The sequence below is a fragment of the Paenibacillus sp. p3-SID867 genome (assembly GCF_025142895.1).
Classification (GTDB): Bacteria; Bacillota; Bacilli; order Paenibacillales; family Paenibacillaceae; genus Paenibacillus_AQ.
Genome location: NZ_JAMBDM010000028.1, coordinates 16159 through 33155, shown reverse-complemented (window position 1 = coordinate 33155; position 16997 = coordinate 16159). Strand labels below are relative to the sequence as shown.

General features: G+C 50.0%; 16 protein-coding genes. 9 read left to right on the top strand and 7 right to left on the bottom strand.

Going from position 1 to position 16997, the window contains the following annotated elements:
• Positions 1-3: 3 nt before the first annotated feature.
• The 8 genes from M4D81_RS31785 (at position 4) to folE (ending at position 7890) form a co-directional block, all read left to right on the top strand.
• Complete coding sequence (locus M4D81_RS31785) at positions 4-771, top strand: ABC transporter ATP-binding protein (RefSeq protein ID WP_071220886.1); 768 nt, start codon at positions 4-6, stop codon at positions 769-771.
• Between the two features lie 50 nt (positions 772-821).
• On the top strand, positions 822-2117 hold the full coding sequence (locus tag M4D81_RS31780) for an ABC transporter permease (protein ID WP_483874643.1): 1296 nt from the start codon (positions 822-824) through the stop codon (positions 2115-2117).
• A 33-nt stretch (positions 2118-2150) separates the two neighbouring features.
• Positions 2151-3239, top strand: a complete 1089-nt coding sequence (locus tag M4D81_RS31775; protein ID WP_260069322.1) for an efflux RND transporter periplasmic adaptor subunit — start codon at positions 2151-2153, stop codon at positions 3237-3239.
• 439 nt (positions 3240-3678) lie between these two features.
• Complete coding sequence (locus M4D81_RS31770; protein ID WP_012819018.1) at positions 3679-4101, top strand: GNAT family N-acetyltransferase; 423 nt, start codon at positions 3679-3681, stop codon at positions 4099-4101.
• A gap of 204 nt (positions 4102-4305) precedes the next feature.
• Complete coding sequence (lepB, locus tag M4D81_RS31765; RefSeq protein WP_113060824.1) at positions 4306-4908, top strand: signal peptidase I; 603 nt, start codon at positions 4306-4308, stop codon at positions 4906-4908.
• A gap of 43 nt (positions 4909-4951) precedes the next feature.
• Positions 4952-6793, top strand: a complete 1842-nt coding sequence (gene queG, locus M4D81_RS31760) for a tRNA epoxyqueuosine(34) reductase QueG (RefSeq protein WP_260069321.1) — start codon at positions 4952-4954, stop codon at positions 6791-6793.
• Positions 6794-6935: 142 nt separating this feature from the next.
• Positions 6936-7172, top strand: a complete 237-nt coding sequence (locus M4D81_RS31755) for a YneF family protein (RefSeq protein ID WP_009594912.1) — start codon at positions 6936-6938, stop codon at positions 7170-7172.
• A gap of 124 nt (positions 7173-7296) precedes the next feature.
• The gene (folE, locus tag M4D81_RS31750) at positions 7297-7890 is read left to right on the top strand and encodes a GTP cyclohydrolase I FolE (protein WP_071220880.1); all 594 of its coding nucleotides are present in this window, start codon (positions 7297-7299) and stop codon (positions 7888-7890) included.
• A 104-nt stretch (positions 7891-7994) separates the two neighbouring features.
• Here folE and M4D81_RS31745 read toward each other — a convergent pair whose 3' ends face one another.
• The 5 genes from M4D81_RS31745 to M4D81_RS31725 all read right to left on the bottom strand — a co-directional run bounded on the left by M4D81_RS31745 (position 7995) and on the right by M4D81_RS31725 (position 12524).
• The gene (locus M4D81_RS31745; RefSeq protein WP_076325903.1) at positions 7995-8267 is read right to left on the bottom strand and encodes a hypothetical protein; all 273 of its coding nucleotides are present in this window, start codon (positions 8265-8267) and stop codon (positions 7995-7997) included.
• A gap of 33 nt (positions 8268-8300) precedes the next feature.
• Positions 8301-9563 carry a Tle-like phospholipase domain-containing protein gene (locus M4D81_RS31740; protein WP_260069320.1) on the bottom strand — a complete coding sequence of 421 codons (1263 nt, stop codon included), beginning with the start codon at positions 9561-9563 and terminating at the stop codon, positions 8301-8303.
• Between the two features lie 27 nt (positions 9564-9590).
• The gene (locus tag M4D81_RS31735) at positions 9591-9899 is read right to left on the bottom strand and encodes a hypothetical protein (protein WP_260069319.1); all 309 of its coding nucleotides are present in this window, start codon (positions 9897-9899) and stop codon (positions 9591-9593) included.
• Between the two features lie 324 nt (positions 9900-10223).
• Entirely contained in the window at positions 10224-11399 is a 1176-nt protein-coding gene (locus M4D81_RS31730; protein ID WP_260069318.1) for a Fe-Mn family superoxide dismutase, read from the bottom strand.
• Between the two features lie 132 nt (positions 11400-11531).
• Positions 11532-12524 carry an alpha/beta fold hydrolase gene (locus M4D81_RS31725; RefSeq protein ID WP_071220875.1) on the bottom strand — a complete coding sequence of 331 codons (993 nt, stop codon included), beginning with the start codon at positions 12522-12524 and terminating at the stop codon, positions 11532-11534.
• Between the two features lie 221 nt (positions 12525-12745).
• On the opposite strand from M4D81_RS31725, the gene M4D81_RS31720 reads away from it, so the two are divergent.
• Positions 12746-13486: an IclR family transcriptional regulator gene (locus M4D81_RS31720; RefSeq protein ID WP_071220874.1), complete on the top strand. Its 741-nt coding sequence runs from the start codon at positions 12746-12748 to the stop codon at positions 13484-13486.
• Positions 13487-13686: 200 nt separating this feature from the next.
• On the opposite strand, the gene M4D81_RS31715 is transcribed toward M4D81_RS31720, so the two are convergent.
• Positions 13687-13842, bottom strand: a complete 156-nt coding sequence (locus tag M4D81_RS31715; protein WP_201259390.1) for a hypothetical protein — start codon at positions 13840-13842, stop codon at positions 13687-13689.
• A gap of 183 nt (positions 13843-14025) precedes the next feature.
• Positions 14026-16743, bottom strand: a complete 2718-nt coding sequence (gene acnA / locus M4D81_RS31710; RefSeq protein WP_071220873.1) for an aconitate hydratase AcnA — start codon at positions 16741-16743, stop codon at positions 14026-14028.
• Between the last annotated feature and the right edge of the window lie 254 nt (positions 16744-16997).

The window sequence follows — 16997 nt, the reverse complement described above, 5'->3', positions numbered from 1 at the left end:
AACATGTTGCGTTTGGAAAATGTATCGCACAGCTTTAAGAACGGTAACGAAGTGTTAAAGGTGCTCCATAATATCCAGTTCGAAGTCCAGAAGGGAGAGATGATTGCCCTGCTCGGCAGTTCCGGGTCGGGCAAATCCACGCTGCTCAACTTAATGGCAGGACTGATGAAGCCGACGGAAGGCCATATTTATATTGCCGATCAGGATATTGTCAAATACGGGGAAAACAAGCTTGCTGTCTTCCGGCGCAAGCATATCGGGTTTATTTTTCAGGCCTATGAGCTGATCCCGACGCTCACGGTTCGGGAGAACGTGGAGCTTCCACTGGTCTTTCAATCCGTTTCTCCGTCCAAGCGCCGCAAGAAAGCGATGGAGCTGCTGGAGATGACGGGGATCGGCGATAAGGCTTCGTTGTACCCGTCCCAGCTGTCAGGCGGACAGCAGCAGCGCGTCAGTATTGCGCGCTCGTTGATTACCGAGCCTTCCGTAATTTTTGCGGACGAGCCGACGGGCAACCTGGACACCAAGACGGAAGAAGAAATTATCCGAATCATGATGGCGTTGAATGAGTCCATGAAAACGACGTTTGTCATCGTTACCCATGAGATGGAAGTCGCTGCTCAAATGAAAAAAACGATTATGCTCCGTGACGGTTATTTGGTTCAGCCGGAGGACTATACAACGCCAGCAGCAGGTCAACGGGGGCCAAACGCCCCCTCGTCCCTGCCTGGGGTCCCGGTTCATGCGGAGGAGGCAGGTGAGGTCAGCTGATAATTTTAGACAGCATACGGCTGGCATGGGGACAGATCAAACGCCGTAAAGTGGTGACAGCCCTGTGCATGACCGGTATTTCGATTGGATGCGCGGCTATTATCGTAGCGATCAGCATTGGCAACGGCGCCCAGAATTATTTGGAGACGGAAATTATTGGCGGCATGAAGCTTGACGAAATTACGGTGACTCCGCAGGGCTCAAGCGGGCAAGGTGAAGGCAGCGGCCCCACGGTCGGAGCTGACCGGGGATTGCTTACGGATGATAAGGTTCAGGTGATTCAGGGCTTTGATCATGTCAAATCCGTTATAGCCACCAAGCAGCTCGGGTATTTTAGAGCCATTTCGTCCGACAACCTGATCAACGACGGCTTCAACGTTGTGGCCGTGGACCTGTCAAAGCTCAAAGAGCAGGGTAACAGGTTCAAGGAAGGCGGCCCGCTTGATCAGATCGGTGCTATGGTGCTCAATTACGGGGCAACAACCGGATGGAAGGATGCAGAGACGAGCGAAAGATTAATGAATATGATCAATAGCGATCCCAACAATCCGAAGATATGGGAAGAATATCAGATGTATGAGAGCACCGTATCGGAAATGAACGGGAAAAATATTCAGCTGGAGCAGATGGACGGTGACAAGAAGCAGCTTAGCCCGGCGCTTTATGTTGGAGGCGTGCTGGACGTGCCTACGGGAAGAGATGCCCAGTTTGCGATCTACGATCGTCAGGCCTATATTTCCTTTGATACGGCGGAATGGCTAACAAACAGTTTGAAACTGCAAAATGGGACAGCTTCGAAACAGCGGGTATACGATAGTCTAACCGTCAAAGTGGATGATCTGCAGCATATTAAACCACTCGAGGATCTGATCTCAAAGCTTGCGCTGAATGCGAGCGACAATCTGGCCATGCGTGACCAGGTCGCTTCCCAATTGGATACATTCAAAGCGATCGCTCTCGGCATCGGCGTATTTATCCTGTTATTAGCCTCGATATCGATCATCGTAGCGATGACGATGTCTACGCATCAGCGCCGCAGACAAATCGGCATCATGAAGGTTCTGGGGGCGAATATGCCGCAAATCCGCAACATGTTCATCGTAGAAGCCAGCCTGCTCGGTTTGCTTGGCGGATTGCTTGGCATCGTATTCGCATTTTTGATCATCAAGGGACTAAATTCATTCATTATGGCTTCGGCGGGCATGTCTGGGCTGCAAATTGCGGTTACGCTGGAGACGCTGCCGATCGGCATTGTCTTCGCCGTGATGACCGGAATCTTCTCGGGGATCTATCCGGCGATCAGTGCAGCAAGAACGAACGCACTTCTGGCCATCAAGCGGGATTAGGATAATGAGTTTCGGAAAGGAAGCTAAATCGGTATGATAAAAAAAATCATAAAATGGACGGTTATCGTTGCCGTGCTGGGCTTGGTGGGATATTGGGGATATGGACAGGTGAAACCGAAAGAACCCGAGATTCCCATGATGGAAGAGCCGCAGGTCATCTCATTTCCCGTAACCGAGGAAAGCATCGTCTCGACCGTGCAGGTCAAGGGAACGTCCGAATACGGGCGGGAGACCAATGTGTACGCACCTTTTGAAGCGAAAGTGGAGTCTTGGAACGTAGAGAACGGCCAGCAGATCAAGAAAGGCGATGCGCTTTATAAATTGGAGCAAACGGCCATTCGCCAGCAGCTTCAGCAGAAGGAAGCCGAGCTGCAGAAGCGGAAGCTGGAGCAGGAGCTGAAGGAGTTCACGTTAAATCAGGACCTCGATAACGCCCCGGCGTTAGCAACGGAGGCCGAGCGCCTTAAAATGCTCGCAGACCAGGAAAATGCTCGGCTGAGCAGTCAGCTGGACGAGGTTACCAACGATATTGAACGCCAGACGCTGGCCGACTTGAATGACAGGCTGAAGAAAGCTACATATCTATCACCTGCAACAGGCCTGTTTCTGTTCGATCCGACGCAGCAGCGGCCGCAATCGGTGACGGCGAACCAGTATATCGGCAAAATCGTCGACCTGGATTCTCTTCGATTAGTGGCATATGTCGGGGAAAACGATATATTCAGCATTAAGCAGGACATGGCGGTTGAAGTAAAGCTGCCGTCCATCAAGGATCTAAAGCTGAAGGGAAAGGTGCTGGAAGTGGCCAAATTTGCCGAGACGACGGCTCAGGAGAAGCAAACCTCCCAGACGCCACAGTTTAAGGTAATCATCTCGCTGCCGAAGGAAGATCGTTTGATCGGCGGGCTGACGCTGAACGGAGACATTGTAACCAAACGAAAGGATAAGGCGGTTGTGGTTCCTAAACTTGCCGTTATGACGGACGGAGGCACCTCCTACGTCATGGTGGACAAGGGAGGCGGTCAGATTGAACGGCAGGATATCGAGACCGGCTTGCAGACGCTGGATAAAGTCGAGGTTGTGTCAGGGCTGAAAGTGGGCGACACCGTCGTTCTCCAGTAAATATGATGAACGAAAACACAGCGTTGCTCAAAGGCACATAGCCTAGAGAACGCTGTTGTTTTTTTTACTTGCCTATATCAACGATAGGACTGGGAAAGTCCGGTTATTTTATTAAACTATAGATCTCAATCAGAAAGAAAAGGCTTGGAAATTCATGGGTGTGATTTTAACAGTGAGCTAATGGTTTAACAGCAGGAAACAAACCTGTTATTCAACAAAAATATGGAATATTATCCAGCTAAAAAGATGAAAACGCTTCATATAAAGCGCTTTCAGAAGAAAACTCGTGAATTTACGAGAAAGATGTGGTTTAATGGACAAGGAAAGAGGATTTTCGGGTTTTTTGTAGTAACATAAATGTCAGGTTTGCGTTAACGGAATACTAGATTTTTGTAAACCGGGTAAACCGCATCATGCTAACGAAAAGGGAGATTTTGAAATGCATGTTCGTTCCTTTCAGTTGAGTGACTGTAACCCCGTAACCGAGCTTCTGCAGATTGCTTTATCGGAAGAATGCTACGAAAACACGATGGAGCCCTTCTCCAGACAGCTTGCTTGGGACTCCGATCTGATTATGGTGGCTGAAGAAAACGGTGAAATCGTTGGTGCCTTAATCGGTACGATCGAACGCAATCATGGTTGTTATTACCGCATTGCCATTCATCCCGACTACCGCAGAAAAGGGATTGGCAAAGCATTGATTTCGGCAATGGAACAGCGTTTTCAATCACGGAAAGTCAGTCGGATCATGGTAGCCGGAGACGAGCACAACGCCGCAGCCATGCCATTTTATGAAGCTATGGGATACGGTGCCAGCCAAATCCTGCGGTCGTTCCAGAAGCTCAGTATCCTTGGTCAATAGTAGTCATGACGAGAGCGGTACATACGAGCGACGCAAACGGCGGCCTTAAGCTTCGACAGAGATAAGAAACGACATTTTTTCGATATGAAGCATATCTTTCAGCCGTTGCAAATGGGTGGGAGATATGCTTTTCTATTAATGTACCTTTTTTGAAGGTGCCGCCTTTGGTACCCGAAGGCGAAATTGAAGTAAAGTAGGTGTAGCATGGGACAAGTGATTTCTCCGGATTCAACTGAGCATGGCGAGAACAACGGACCTCAGAATCAACCTGGCAAGAAGAACGGCTGGGCTGCCGAGCTTTGGGATTGGGTAAAGACGATTGCGATTGCATTTGTTATTATGGTGCTTCTAAATATGTTTGTGTTCAACCTTTCTATGGTTAAAGGTGAATCTATGCAGCCGACACTGGTAGCATCGGAGCGGCTATTTATTAATAAAGTGGTATATCGCTTTGCCGAACCGAGCCATGGCGATGTCATTGTGCTTAAGGACCCGAGTGATGGCCCGGATAAGAAGGAGTTTCTTGTAAAGCGTGTCGTTGGCGTACCTGGGGACACCATTGAGGTAAAGGACCAGAAGCTGTACGTAAACGGAGTTGCACAGCAGGAAGGATATACCGATGTCCCGATCGAGGACCCGGGCTTTGAGCCTATAACCCTGGAAGAGGGCCGCTACTTCGTTATGGGAGATAACCGCCATCTTGGAAAGAGCAAGGACAGCCGCATGTTCGGCAGCGTGAAGGAAAGCGACATCGTGGGCAGGGCTGAATTTATTTTCTGGCCGTTGTCCGAGATCAAAAAGCTGTAGCTGAAAAGACAGAACATCATCCCAGGAAAGGAGGCGCTGGAGAATGACCTACACACTTGGCTCGTATGCTCCTCCGCCTTCGGTATGGGAGGAGCTTAAGCAGGAGCTTAAGACCGTTGCACCGGAGCTTGGCATTGATGATATCGGCTTTGCTTCGGCGGAGCCGTTCGAATCCTTGAAGGGAATATTGCAAAACCATCGGGATAAAGGGTATGAGTCGGGCTTTGAAGAGTCCGATCTGGATAAGCGGGTTACTCCGGCCCTTCCCGGTACGAAGCCGAAGTCCCTGATCGCCATCGCCATAACGTACCACTCCAAGATGGAGAACCCGCCCAAATCGGAGCCTGGCAAGTACAGGGGGATTATGGCGCGGTCTGCTTGGGGAAGGGATTATCATCAGGTGCTCCGGGAGGCCATGAGCCGCCTGGAGGAATACATTAAAGAACGCGTGCCGGATGCGAAGCTTGAAAGCATGGTGGACACGGGCGCGCTTGTTGACCGGGCGGTTTCGCAGCGAGCCGGGATTGGCTTTAGCGCTAAGAACTGCGCCATCATCTCTCCGAAGTTCGGTTCCTGGATATTCCTTGGCGAAATGGTGACCAATATTCCGTTTCCGCCGGATACGCCGGTAACCGAGGACTGCGGGGAGTGCACCAAGTGCATTGACGCTTGCCCAACCGGCGCGCTTGTCGGTCCCGGGCAGCTGAATGCCCAGCGCTGCGTTTCTTTTCTAACCCAGACCAAAGGGTTTCTGGACGAAGAAGCCATGCGCAAGATCGGTAACCGGCTGTACGGCTGTGATACCTGTCAAATTGTTTGTCCGAAGAACCGGGGCAAGAATTGGACTCATCAAGAGGACTTTAAGCCCGATCCTGAAAAAGCCAAGCCGCTGCTCCTGCCCATCCTGGATATGACCAACCGGGAATTCAAGGAGGCATTTGGAGATACTTCGGCCGCTTGGCGCGGCCGAAAGCCGATTCAGCGCAATGCTGTCATCGCGCTTGGCAACTTTAAAGATATTTCAGCCGTACCGAAGCTGAGCGAGGTACTGCTGAAAGACCCGCGCCCGGAGCTGCGGGGAACCGCTGCATGGGCTCTGGGCCGTATTGGAGGCGAAGAAGCGTTGAACAACTTAGAGAAAAGCATGAAATCAGAAGGGGATTCCCAAGTACGAGATATGCTGCAGCAAGCCTTGAATAAACTGAATACACCGAGTGAGAAAGAAGCGCCTGCCGGAGCTGCGGCTGATGCTTCTTCCGCTGGCACTCCTGCTGCGGGTTCCTCTAATGGGGACAAGCCGGAACAGGAGAGTCCTGTTATTCAGGGAGTTGAGCCGATGGCCATCCCTGAAGGAGGACCGGAAATGCTGTATTACGATGAACTTCAATCTCCGATTGGACCGCTGACGGTCTGCGCAACGGAGAAGGGATTATGTCTTATTGAATTTGGCAGCTTCTATGTGAAGGAAGCGGTCATCCAGCAGTGGTCACGGACCTGGGCCGGTAACGGCGGCTACCAGCGTGACGAGGCAAGATTAGCTCCTGCGATCACGCAGTTGAAGCAGTATTTTGCAGGGGAGCTAAAGGCGTTCGACGTACAGCTGGACATGCGCGGAACTTCGTTCCAATTGCAGGTGTGGGAAGCGCTGAAGTCCATTCCTTATGGAACGGTGTGTTCCTATAAGGATGTGGCCGAATCCATCGGGCGTCCTAAAGCGGTTCGTGCCGTAGGCGGAGCGAACAACAAGAACCCGGTCCCGATCATCGTGCCATGCCATCGTGTGGTAGGTGCTGACGGAGCTCTCATCGGATATGCCGGCGGGCCGGAGATCAAACGCACTCTGTTAACAATTGAAGGAGCTATGCCAGGTCGAAAAGGGTCGTAAAGGATACAATATGCATGACTAGGGCCGCTTGCTGCCATGTATCCGTTATTTTCATTTGCTGTGGCGAAAAGGACATGCTATGATAGGTTCGTATATGCGCCATTAAATGGTAAATATTAGTATAGTAGAAGGTGGTCAAGTGATGGATATAGTCATTCCGATTATTACATTGATCGTGGGTCTGGTTGGCGGATTTTTTATCGGCGTATTTTATCTCCGCAAGCAATTGGAGAAGATGCAGAACGATCCGCAAATGCTGCAGAAGATGGCAAAACAAATGGGCTATAACATGAACAGCAAGCAAATGCAGCGCGCACAGCAAATGATGAAAAATCAGCCTATGCCGGGTAAAGGGCAAGGCCGTAAACGCAAATCATAATGAAAAAAAGCCCGCTCCCGTCTAAATGAAATGACGGAGGGGCATTTCTATTTAAAAAGGCCGCTAACAGCGGCTATAAGTTAACCGTTTGCTTTTTCTATGGAACGAAAAAGGGGGATGTACTGTGGCGGGTGTAAAGGATTATGTGAACAATAAAGTAGGCGATAACCGGGAGCAGATCGAGTATCATGTTGAGCAAATATTGAAACTGATCGGTGAAGATCCCCAGCGTGAGGGACTCCTTGAGACACCGGCCCGTGTAACGCGGATGTATGAGGAGATCTTTGCGGGATACGAAGTGGATCCCAAGGATGTCCTCGGGGTTACCTTTGACGAGAATCATGAGGAATTGGTTATCGTGAAGGATATCGTATATTACAGCCAGTGCGAGCATCATATGGCGCCGTTCTTTGGCAAAGTCCATATCGGTTATGTCCCTAGCGGCAAAATCGCCGGCTTGAGCAAGCTGGCGCGTCTGGTTGAGGCGGTTACCCGCCGTCTTCAGGTGCAGGAGCGCATCACCTCGCAAATCGCGGACATTATGGTGGAGGCGCTGCAGCCAAACGGCGTGATGGTCGTTGTGGAAGGCGAGCATCTGTGCATGTGCGCGCGCGGTGTGAAGAAGCCGGGCAGCAAAACGGTCACGTCAGCTGTACGCGGTACCTTCCAGAGTGATTCTGCACAGCGTTCAGAATTTCTGTCTTTGATTAAAGACTAAGCAGGATCCAGACCATTGAAACAGGCTTCGCCCACGGGGGCGAAGCCTGTTTTTTGTGCTCAGCAACGAATATGAGCTTCTATGTTAATCGATGCAAGGGCTTCTCAAGAGGCCCCATCCACTTGTTTCATATACTGCACATATTGGATGAGTGCGTGTTTTTGCTCCTCGATATCCCGGATGCGGCGGGACATCTCCATGAAGAAGGTTTCAATCTGATCGCGCAGCACATTGGCGGATTGTCCCTTCCAATCCTGCAGGCGGGCGTACATGACCCGTGCCTCCTGTTCGTCGGCCCGAATGGCTGCCAGCAGTCCTGACAGCTCGCGTTCGGCCTGAAGCAAATCATCCAGCTCCAGCAGAATCTCTCGACTCATCTCCATCCCTCCCGGTAGTTTTCGTATTGATGTTTACCCGCTGTTGTCTGTTCGTTCAAATAAATCCGCTTTGAATTTAATATACTGAACGATGTCGGTGGTATGCTGCAGATGCCATTGACTCATCGACATGATAGATGTATCCAGCTGCTGGACAATAGGCTGCAGACGTCTGCTGTGGCTGGAGAACATGTATTTGGAGAGACGCTGCCGGATTCCTTGGATTTCGGCATCACTTTGATGGGCGTGTGCTCTCCATTTCTCGGCTACGCTTCGCAGCTCGGCAGGGGTTACCTGGATGGTACCGGAGGAGCCTCCTGCAGCAACAGCTCCATTTAAACCTAAGAAGGGAGATAATGTACCGACTGTTCCAAGTATCATATCCCTCAAACCGTCAAAAATCATATTTTCTGAAGGAACTCGAGGGGAATCGACTGACTTATCAGTGGCCCCGTTATACAGACGGTTCGAAATGTAACCATTCTCAAATTGATAACGGTCAAGTTGATGATAATTGGGACCGCCCAGCGTATTATCGATTTTTTCTTTTATGCTAAGTCCGTCATTGGCGTCTTTATAACTGGAGTCTATGTAATAAGTAGAGCCGACGTGACCGTCGTAACCTCCGAGTGTGCCACTGGCAATAATATCACCTGGATGTGCAAAATTAATGATTTGGGAGTCAAACTCCCCATTTTCGGCTTTTCGTCTAACCTCCGGAGATAGGCTTCCGACAACGGAAGGGGCGCTGAAGGTAACTGCTGTCATACCTGTGTAAGCAGCAGCATACTGTGCATTTGCTCCACCTAGTGAGTGACCGGTCAGAGTGAAATTTAAATCTTTATGTTTTTCCTGCATTTCTTTGGCATAGTCTTCTGCTTGGTACATTTGATTTGACCCTAAAACATCCATGTTTTTATCGAGCTTTCTGGAGGTTTCGCCGATCCAATCATTGACTGTAGTAATTCCAACTGCATCTTCAAATTTGGTTAGATGCTCATCAAAAGGTCTTTCAATCTCTGCTTTCCTTTTGAGTTCCTCAATACCAATTCCAATATCACTTACATAATCGGGTAGGGATGCTGATAATTCAGCTTCTCCCTCCGTCCCTCTGTATGCAATAACTGCTTCTCCTGTATACCTGTTGACAAAGGTGACAGCATCAAATCCGGATAGTTTATAGCTTCTAGTATCCTCTAAAACCTCCCATTGCGGAAGATCCTCAATTTGTGTATCTACTTTCAAATCTTTGTAGGCTAATCTGGATAAAATATTATATGTTTCATCATCAACCATGATGGGTCCTCCATAAAGAATAATTAATTAGTTCTGGTCCTTGGCTTGAATTACTTTTTTTAATTCTGGACTCATGACAAAGTTTTTGGTTTGAAGGGTTTTATAGTTTACTGAAATATTAAATGTTTGATCTTTATGCCCGATGACATACCCTTCGACATCAATCTCATCAGCGACATAGGTAGGCATTTTCTTTTGGTTGGTTACCTCGACATCCAAGTCATACTTTTCCTTAAAGAACTGAATGGCTGTCTCTCTGGCTTGGCTCATTAGTTCATCGTCATTATTCGTTATATCATCAGTGATGTCTGAATTATTGGTTTTATTAGAATTCATGTTTTGACATCCTCCTAGTATAAATGGGATTAACAAGAAGCATATGAATAGTTTTTTCCACCCTAAACGATTACCCATAACAATTTCAGTCCCCTCGAACATCTCATTAATTCTTTAATTAAATCTTTAAGCTGCTAATGTACCGTCATATCATAATCCAGTATATGGGTTTATTCAACCGGATAAATAACCATAATTCTAGTGAAAAAGACCTATTGATAGTCCTATAGATAAGCCCTCCTTAAACTCCATAATGAAGTAAGGAGGGCTATAGACAACATACCCAATATTAACCAATGTGAAGCAACCCAGCAAGGCTTTGAATTAAAAAGGCTTCCATTTCAGCTCACTGGCATGCTTGAAACGCTCTGCTACCGCTGGCCAGTAGACCACGTTCCACCAATCCTTGATGTAATCCTTGCGTTTACTTTGATGTTTGAGGTAGTAGGCGTGCTCCCATACATCCAGTGCCAGAAGAGGTACGACGTCCCACTGGGAGAGGTTCTGATGCTTCTCGGCCTGCAGAATTTCCAGTCGATGGCTGCGCGGACTCCAGACGAGGATCGCCCAGCCGCCGCCTTCCACTTTGTCTGCCGCTTCCGAGAAGTGCTTTTTAAAGCGATCGAAGCTTCCGAAATCCTTCTTGATCTGCTGGGCAAGCTCCCCGCCCGGTTCCCCACCGCCCTGCGGGTTCATAATGTCCCAGAAGATCGTGTGCAAATAGTGGCCGGCACCGTGAAAAGCCAGCTCGCGTTCCCAATGCTTCACCAGCTCGAAATCGCCGCTTTTTCTGGCCGCCTCCAGTTTTTTCTCTGCTTTGTTTAAACCGTCGACGTAGCTTTGGTGATGGATATCGTGATGAATCTGCATGGTTTTCTCGTTGATATGAGGCTCCAGCGCATTATATGCGTAAGGCAGCGGAGGAAGGCGATGTCCGCCAATCGGTACGGCCTTGCCGCTGTCTCCCATGCCTTGAATGGACAGATCAGCCTCAGAGCGAGATGGCGGTGGGGAGGAGGCCTCGTGAAGCGTCATGGATTGCACCGGCATCTCCACATCCATAAATCTCTCCAGCGCTCCAGCGGAGTTGAGCGTCTCCAGCGCGTTCAGGAAGTATTCGGACTCCCGAATCACATGGTGCAGCACCGTGCTGGCAAGCGGCACTTTCCGAACAGCCTCACTATGCTCCTTCAAGCCATGCAGTTGGCGGATGAACTCTCTGGATTGCTCGCAGGAAGCGCGCAGCAGCTGTTCAACCTGGGCCAGCACCTGCTGCGAAGGAGGCCCGTCATAACGGAGAATGTGGCGCAGAAGTTCGTCTGCTGCTTTTTCCGTGTCGGAGAATACCACGGCCCATTGATCCAGCGTTTTGACATAGTCCGGCTCCAGCTCCGGCACAACGGCTTTGATAAGGCCAGTATGCTTCCTTTCCTGATGCTTCCAATAGCGAATCTCTTCGAGTAATCGTACCGGGAGCTTTGCTCCGTAAATAAATAACATGTCCGTTCCCTCCAGTATCAGGTTCACTAAACACACTATATTCACGTGGCAGCCTGTATTATGAAGAGAAATAAAAATACCCCCGCCGCATCCAAGCAGCAGGGGGAGGTGGATCGTATGATCAATAAAGCATCAGGATCCATCCGGTGTTTCGAGTTTTCCTAGAAAGGTGGATACTCTGCGCAGATATTCTTTAGGGTGCTCACGGAAGATAAGCTCATGATGCGCATCCTCTACAATCCAGGAATCCGAATCCGTATGGGTTTGGTTGGAAGCAATCTTCTCGGCGATCGGGTAAGGTGCCTTGTCGTCTTTCGTTCCGTGGATGAACAAGGTCGGGAACGGATAATCGTGCTTCTTCACCTCATTGTACGGGATCTGATCCAGGCTGGTGCCATTGAGCACCGGGAAGAGCAGCTCCAGAATCTCCAGGGACGGATGACGAGGAAGATTGATCTGGTTGTGAATGTTGTGGTAAAGCGTGTCCGGCTCCAATAAAAAGGCGCTGTCCAGAATCATGGCATCTACATCCTTGGTCTCAAGCCCTGCCTGCAGCGCGGTACCGGCACCCATGGAGAAGCCCCAGACGACAATCTGCTTCGCGCCGCGCTGCTTCACATGCTCAATGGCTCCAAGAAGCTGGCGTTTCTCTTCCTTGCCTCCGGTCGCCACTTCCTTGCTGGTCTGGGAGGCAAAACCGTAGTCAAACATCAGCACATTAAAATTCATGTTGTGCGCGTAATGGGCGATATCGTACATCGGTACCCAGGTTTCCTCCCGATTGGCGCCGTATCCATGGCTGAGCACGATGGTTTTGGAGGAGTTCTCGGCCGGGATATACCATCCATTTATATTTCGTTTGCCGTCAATGGAGTGGAACGTGACATTCTCGTAATTCATCTCTTTAGCAAGCTTGGGATTGGAGTACAGCGGAGCAACGGTCGGATTCGACAAAACCCAAGCAATATAGGCATGAAGCGCAATAAAACAGAAAACAAGGAAAAAAACGACAGATAATAACAACGCTAATATAATATGCTTTAAACGAACCAAGCCCGTCGACAGCTCGGCTGGCGTGTCATTTAATTGGGAGAGTGGGGCATTACTACCAGTCGTTGTGCTCATAAGTGGCCCCTCCTTACCATATAGTCTGGATATGTTTCGTTAACATGAAAGAGTTGAAATTATAATAATCGTATGCCCGGATGCCTATAAAGTCAATGCAAATCCATAGATTGTAAGAGAACTGTAAAGTCCTTGTCTCCATGGTTTACTTTTGAGAAGAATTCTCATATAATTCTTGTAACCAGGTTTCATAGAATGAAACAGGAGAGGAGCTGGTCGGGATGGAAGACCGTAAATTGACGGTGCGTGCTGTAGAGCGGGCGCTTGATATATTGATGTGTTTTACGAAAGATAGTGAACTTGCCCTCACAGAGATTTCTACCCTTATCGGATTACATAAAAGTACCGTTCATCGGCTGCTAACAACGCTGGAAGACAAAGGATTCGTTGTTCGTAACAAAGAGACGGAGAAATATCGGCTTGGCTTGAAGATATGGGAGCTGTCCATGCATTTGTCTCAAAGCGACGACCCGGCGATTCGTCTTCTGCCCGCGATGGAGGCCTTACGGGATCGGCTTGGTGAAACGGTGAGCTTGTATTTAAGAGACGGTTCGGATCGTCTTCGGATTCAAGCGGTTCAGAGCAACCAGGGCATTCGGCGGGTCGCCCAGGTCGGAGTGCGACTGCCGTTGTCGGTTGGCGCTTCCAGCAAGGTACTGGTGGCCTTTGCGCCACCGGCCGATCAGGAGGAGCTGCTGAATGCGCCGGATTGGCCCGAATCTGTCGACCGGATCGTTTACCGGCAGCAGCTGGCCGAAATACTGGAGAAGGGATACGCGATCAGCATCGAAGAGCGCGAGCCTGGAGCCGCTGCGGTATCGGTACCCATCTTTGACCGGAATGGTCAAGTGGCGGCAGCACTGTCGATGTCAGGGCCAGTCACCCGCCTGTCAGCGGAAACGCTTCGCGAACATGCGCCAATCCTGATGGAGGCGGCACGGGAAATGGGAATGATGATTTAATTCATTCTATTACGAGAGTGCGGACAGCATCACTATAAGTTATTGAATGACCGGGCGGCCCCATGTGATACAGCTGCCCGGTCATTTTTATGCGGGGACGAGTGTTCGATAACGAGCAAAAAGACCGGACCCATGATCTTGGTGATCGTAGGGACGGTCCTTTTGCCGTGACGGCATCGCTATGTACAGGCAAGGGCAGCTTAAGTCAGCTTCACGTTCTTTTCCTTCATTTTCTGATTAAGGATCTCTTGAAAGGTGAGGGCTTTATCCGTCGTTTCCTCTTTCTTAGGCGCTGCCACCGGCTGCGGCCGGTGGTATTGATATTGGAACGAAGCCATCGTATGTATTTTGATCATAGGTACTTTCCTCCTGGGCATGGATTTCCGAAAATGTTTTTTACCAATTAACCTTCTTGGCATCATTCGAAACGGAATATCCAATATTCAGGAAAGAAGTACCGAAAAATAACAAAATCCCCATCATCCATAAGCGGATGATGGGGATTTGTTCCTAAGGCTAAAGCGCCTATAGTGATTGTCTTATTGGTTCGATGCGATCATTTGACGCAGTACCGTTTGGAGGATACCTCCATTATGGTAGTAGTCCACGTCCACCATGCTGTCGAGGCGGGCGATAGCTTGGAACTCGAATTGGGTTCCGTCTTCACGCGTAACGACAACGGTCAATTCCTGGCCTGGCTTCACATCGTTGCTGAGGCCCAGGATATCGAATGTCTCGCGGCCGTTCAGACCAAGGCTCTTCCAGCCATGACCTTCCTGGAACTGGAGCGGAAGAACGCCCATGCCCACAAGGTTGGAGCGGTGAATACGCTCGAAGCTTTCAGCAAGCACGGCTTTGACGCCGAGGAGATACGTACCTTTTGCCGCCCAGTCACGGGAGCTTCCTGTACCGTATTCTTTACCGGCGATAACGACGAGGTTCTGTCCGCCTGCTTGATAATTCATCGAAGCATCATAGATGGACATCACTTCTTCCGTTGGCAGGTAAGTCGTAACGCCGCCTTCCGTACCTGGAGCTACCTGGTTACGGATCCGGATGTTAGCGAAGGTACCGCGCATCATGACTTCGTGGTTACCACGGCGGGAGCCGTAGGAGTTGAAGTCTTTGCGTTCAACGTTGCGGTCGCTCAGATATTTGCCGGCTGGGCTGTTCACTGCAATGTTACCCGCTGGGGAGATATGGTCCGTTGTAACGGAATCGCCCAAGAGAGCAAGCACGCGCGCTTCCTTGATGTCCTGGATGTCGTTCAGGCCGTTGCCCAGACCTTCAAAGAATGGCGGGTTCTGGATGTAAGTGGATTGATCGTCCCACTCGTACAGCTCGCCTTCAGGAACAGGAATCTTGTTCCAACGCTCATTGGCGGTAAACACATTCTCGTATTTCTCACGGAAAGCGTCAGGGCTAACGGCTTGACCGATCGCTTCGCGGATTTCCGCACTCGTTGGCCAGATGTCTTTCAGATAGACAGGCTCATTGTTCGGATCGTAGCCGATCGGTTCGTTCTGCAGGTCGATGTTCACTGTGCCTGCCAGAGCGTAAGCAACAACCAATGGCGGCGAAGCCAGGTAGTTGGCTTTGACTTGAGCATGCACGCGGCCTTCAAAGTTACGGTTACCCGACAATACGGCGGCTACCGTCATGTCGTTGTCGGCAATCGCTTCGCTCACTTCATCCGGCAATGGACCGGAGTTACCGATACAAGTTGCGCAGCCATAGCCTGCAACATAGAAGCCGAGAGCTTCAAGGTAGTGCAAGAGACCGGACTTCTCGAGGTAGTCGGTTACAACAAGGGAACCTGGGGTCAAGCTGCTCTTCACATAGCCAGGCTTTGTCAGGCCGCGTTCAACGGCTTTCTTCGCTAGGAGACCTGCGCCGAGCATAACGCTTGGGTTGGACGTGTTCGTACAGCTGGTGATGGCTGCGATAACAACCGCACCCGTTCCCATTTCACTGGTAGAGCCGTCTTTATGATTGACTTTAACGGTTTCCGCAATTTTCTCATCGCTGAGACCGTATCCGCCTTTGTCGATTGGCGTACGGATGATATCGTTAAAGTTTTGTTTCATGTTGGTAAGCTCGATACGGTCTTGCGGACGTTTCGGTCCAGCCAAGCTCGGTACAACCGAAGCGAGATCCAATTCGATCACATCGGAGAACTCAGGGTCCGGCGTATCTGCCGTACGGAACATGTTTTGCGCTTTATAGTAGCTCTCCACGAGCTCAACCTGCTCATCGGTACGGCCCGTATTCCGGAGATAAGCCAGGGTTTCGCTATCAACCGGGAAGAAGCCGATGGTAGCGCCGTATTCCGGAGCCATGTTGGCTACCGTTGCGCGGTCAGCCAGACTGATGTTCGCGAGACCAGGGCCGTAGAATTCTACGAATTTACCTACAACGCCTTTCTTGCGGAGAAGCTCGGTTACCGTGAGGGCAAGGTCAGTCGCTGTTGCGCCTTCCGCCAGACTGCCTGTCAGCTTGAAGCCGATAACTTCAGGCGTTACAAAATACAGCGGTTGGCCGAGCATGCCGGCTTCCGCCTCGATACCGCCTACGCCCCAGCCCACAACGCCAAGACCGTTGATCATGGTTGTATGGGAGTCCGTACCTACGAGGGAATCAGGGAAGACCAGCGTTTCGCCGTCAACCGTCTTCGTAGCCGCTACGGAAGCAAGGTATTCCAGGTTAACCTGGTGAACGATCCCCGTTCCAGGAGGAACTGCACGGAAGTTGTTGAATGCCGTTTGAGCCCAGCGGAGGAAGCGGTAACGCTCTTCGTTACGCTCAAATTCAAGCTTCATATTCGTTTCCAGAGCTTGATCGGTACCAAAAGCGTCAACCATGACGGAGTGGTCGATAACGAGGTCAACCGGAACGAGAGGGTTGATCTGTTTAGGGTCGCCGCCGGATTTTTTAACGGTGTCGCGCATAGCTGCAAGGTCTACGACAACCGGAACGCCGGTAAAGTCCTGCAATACGATACGGGCAGGAATGAACGGAATTTCCTTGTTGTTGTCGCGTCCTTCATTCCACTTGGACAAGAGTTTTACATGATCTTCGGTAATTGCACGTCCGTCGAACTGACGCACGGCTGCTTCCAGCAGCACCCGAATGGAGAAAGGAAGCTTGGATACACTTCCGTATCCTTGCTCTTCGAGAGCCTGCAGGCTGAAATAACGGTAACTTTTACCGCCCACCTCCAGGTTGCGGGAGATGGAGAATTGATCCTTTGCTGGCATTGATGAACCTCCTTAAGTCATTTCATAAATCGAATAAAGACACCTTGAGATAAATCCTCTTTCGTTTCACTAGGTGAAACCTAATTTCATAAATTAACTACTTTAAGTATACCGTTTTCAACTCGCTGCGTAAAGCATTTTTTATAGAAGAAACGTATTTCAAAAAGGTGAAAACAAGCCTGTTTTTTTACCCGAATACACTCGCTGAGATCCCGGTGTTTCTGTATTCTCTTGACCGAAGTACATAGCCCGAA

Excerpts from the sequence above, each read along its gene's own strand:
- M4D81_RS31785 (WP_071220886.1), top strand. The coding sequence starts at position 4 with ATGTTGCGTTTGGAAAATGTATCGCACAGCTTTAAGAACGGTAACGAA.
- M4D81_RS31775 (WP_260069322.1), top strand. The coding sequence starts at position 2,151 with ATGATAAAAAAAATCATAAAATGGACGGTTATCGTTGCCGTGCTGGGC.
- M4D81_RS31770 (WP_012819018.1), top strand. The coding sequence starts at position 3,679 with ATGCATGTTCGTTCCTTTCAGTTGAGTGACTGTAACCCCGTAACCGAG.
- lepB (WP_113060824.1), top strand. The coding sequence starts at position 4,306 with ATGGGACAAGTGATTTCTCCGGATTCAACTGAGCATGGCGAGAACAAC.
- queG (WP_260069321.1), top strand. The coding sequence starts at position 4,952 with ATGACCTACACACTTGGCTCGTATGCTCCTCCGCCTTCGGTATGGGAG.
- M4D81_RS31755 (WP_009594912.1), top strand. The coding sequence starts at position 6,936 with ATGGATATAGTCATTCCGATTATTACATTGATCGTGGGTCTGGTTGGC.
- M4D81_RS31745 (WP_076325903.1), bottom strand. The coding sequence starts at position 8,267 with ATGAGTCGAGAGATTCTGCTGGAGCTGGATGATTTGCTTCAGGCCGAA.
- M4D81_RS31740 (WP_260069320.1), bottom strand. The coding sequence starts at position 9,563 with ATGGTTGATGATGAAACATATAATATTTTATCCAGATTAGCCTACAAA.
- M4D81_RS31735 (WP_260069319.1), bottom strand. The coding sequence starts at position 9,899 with ATGAATTCTAATAAAACCAATAATTCAGACATCACTGATGATATAACG.
- M4D81_RS31730 (WP_260069318.1), bottom strand. The coding sequence starts at position 11,399 with ATGTTATTTATTTACGGAGCAAAGCTCCCGGTACGATTACTCGAAGAG.
- M4D81_RS31725 (WP_071220875.1), bottom strand. The coding sequence starts at position 12,524 with ATGAGCACAACGACTGGTAGTAATGCCCCACTCTCCCAATTAAATGAC.
- M4D81_RS31720 (WP_071220874.1), top strand. The coding sequence starts at position 12,746 with ATGGAAGACCGTAAATTGACGGTGCGTGCTGTAGAGCGGGCGCTTGAT.
- M4D81_RS31715 (WP_201259390.1), bottom strand. The coding sequence starts at position 13,842 with ATGATCAAAATACATACGATGGCTTCGTTCCAATATCAATACCACCGG.
- acnA (WP_071220873.1), bottom strand. The coding sequence starts at position 16,743 with ATGCCAGCAAAGGATCAATTCTCCATCTCCCGCAACCTGGAGGTGGGC.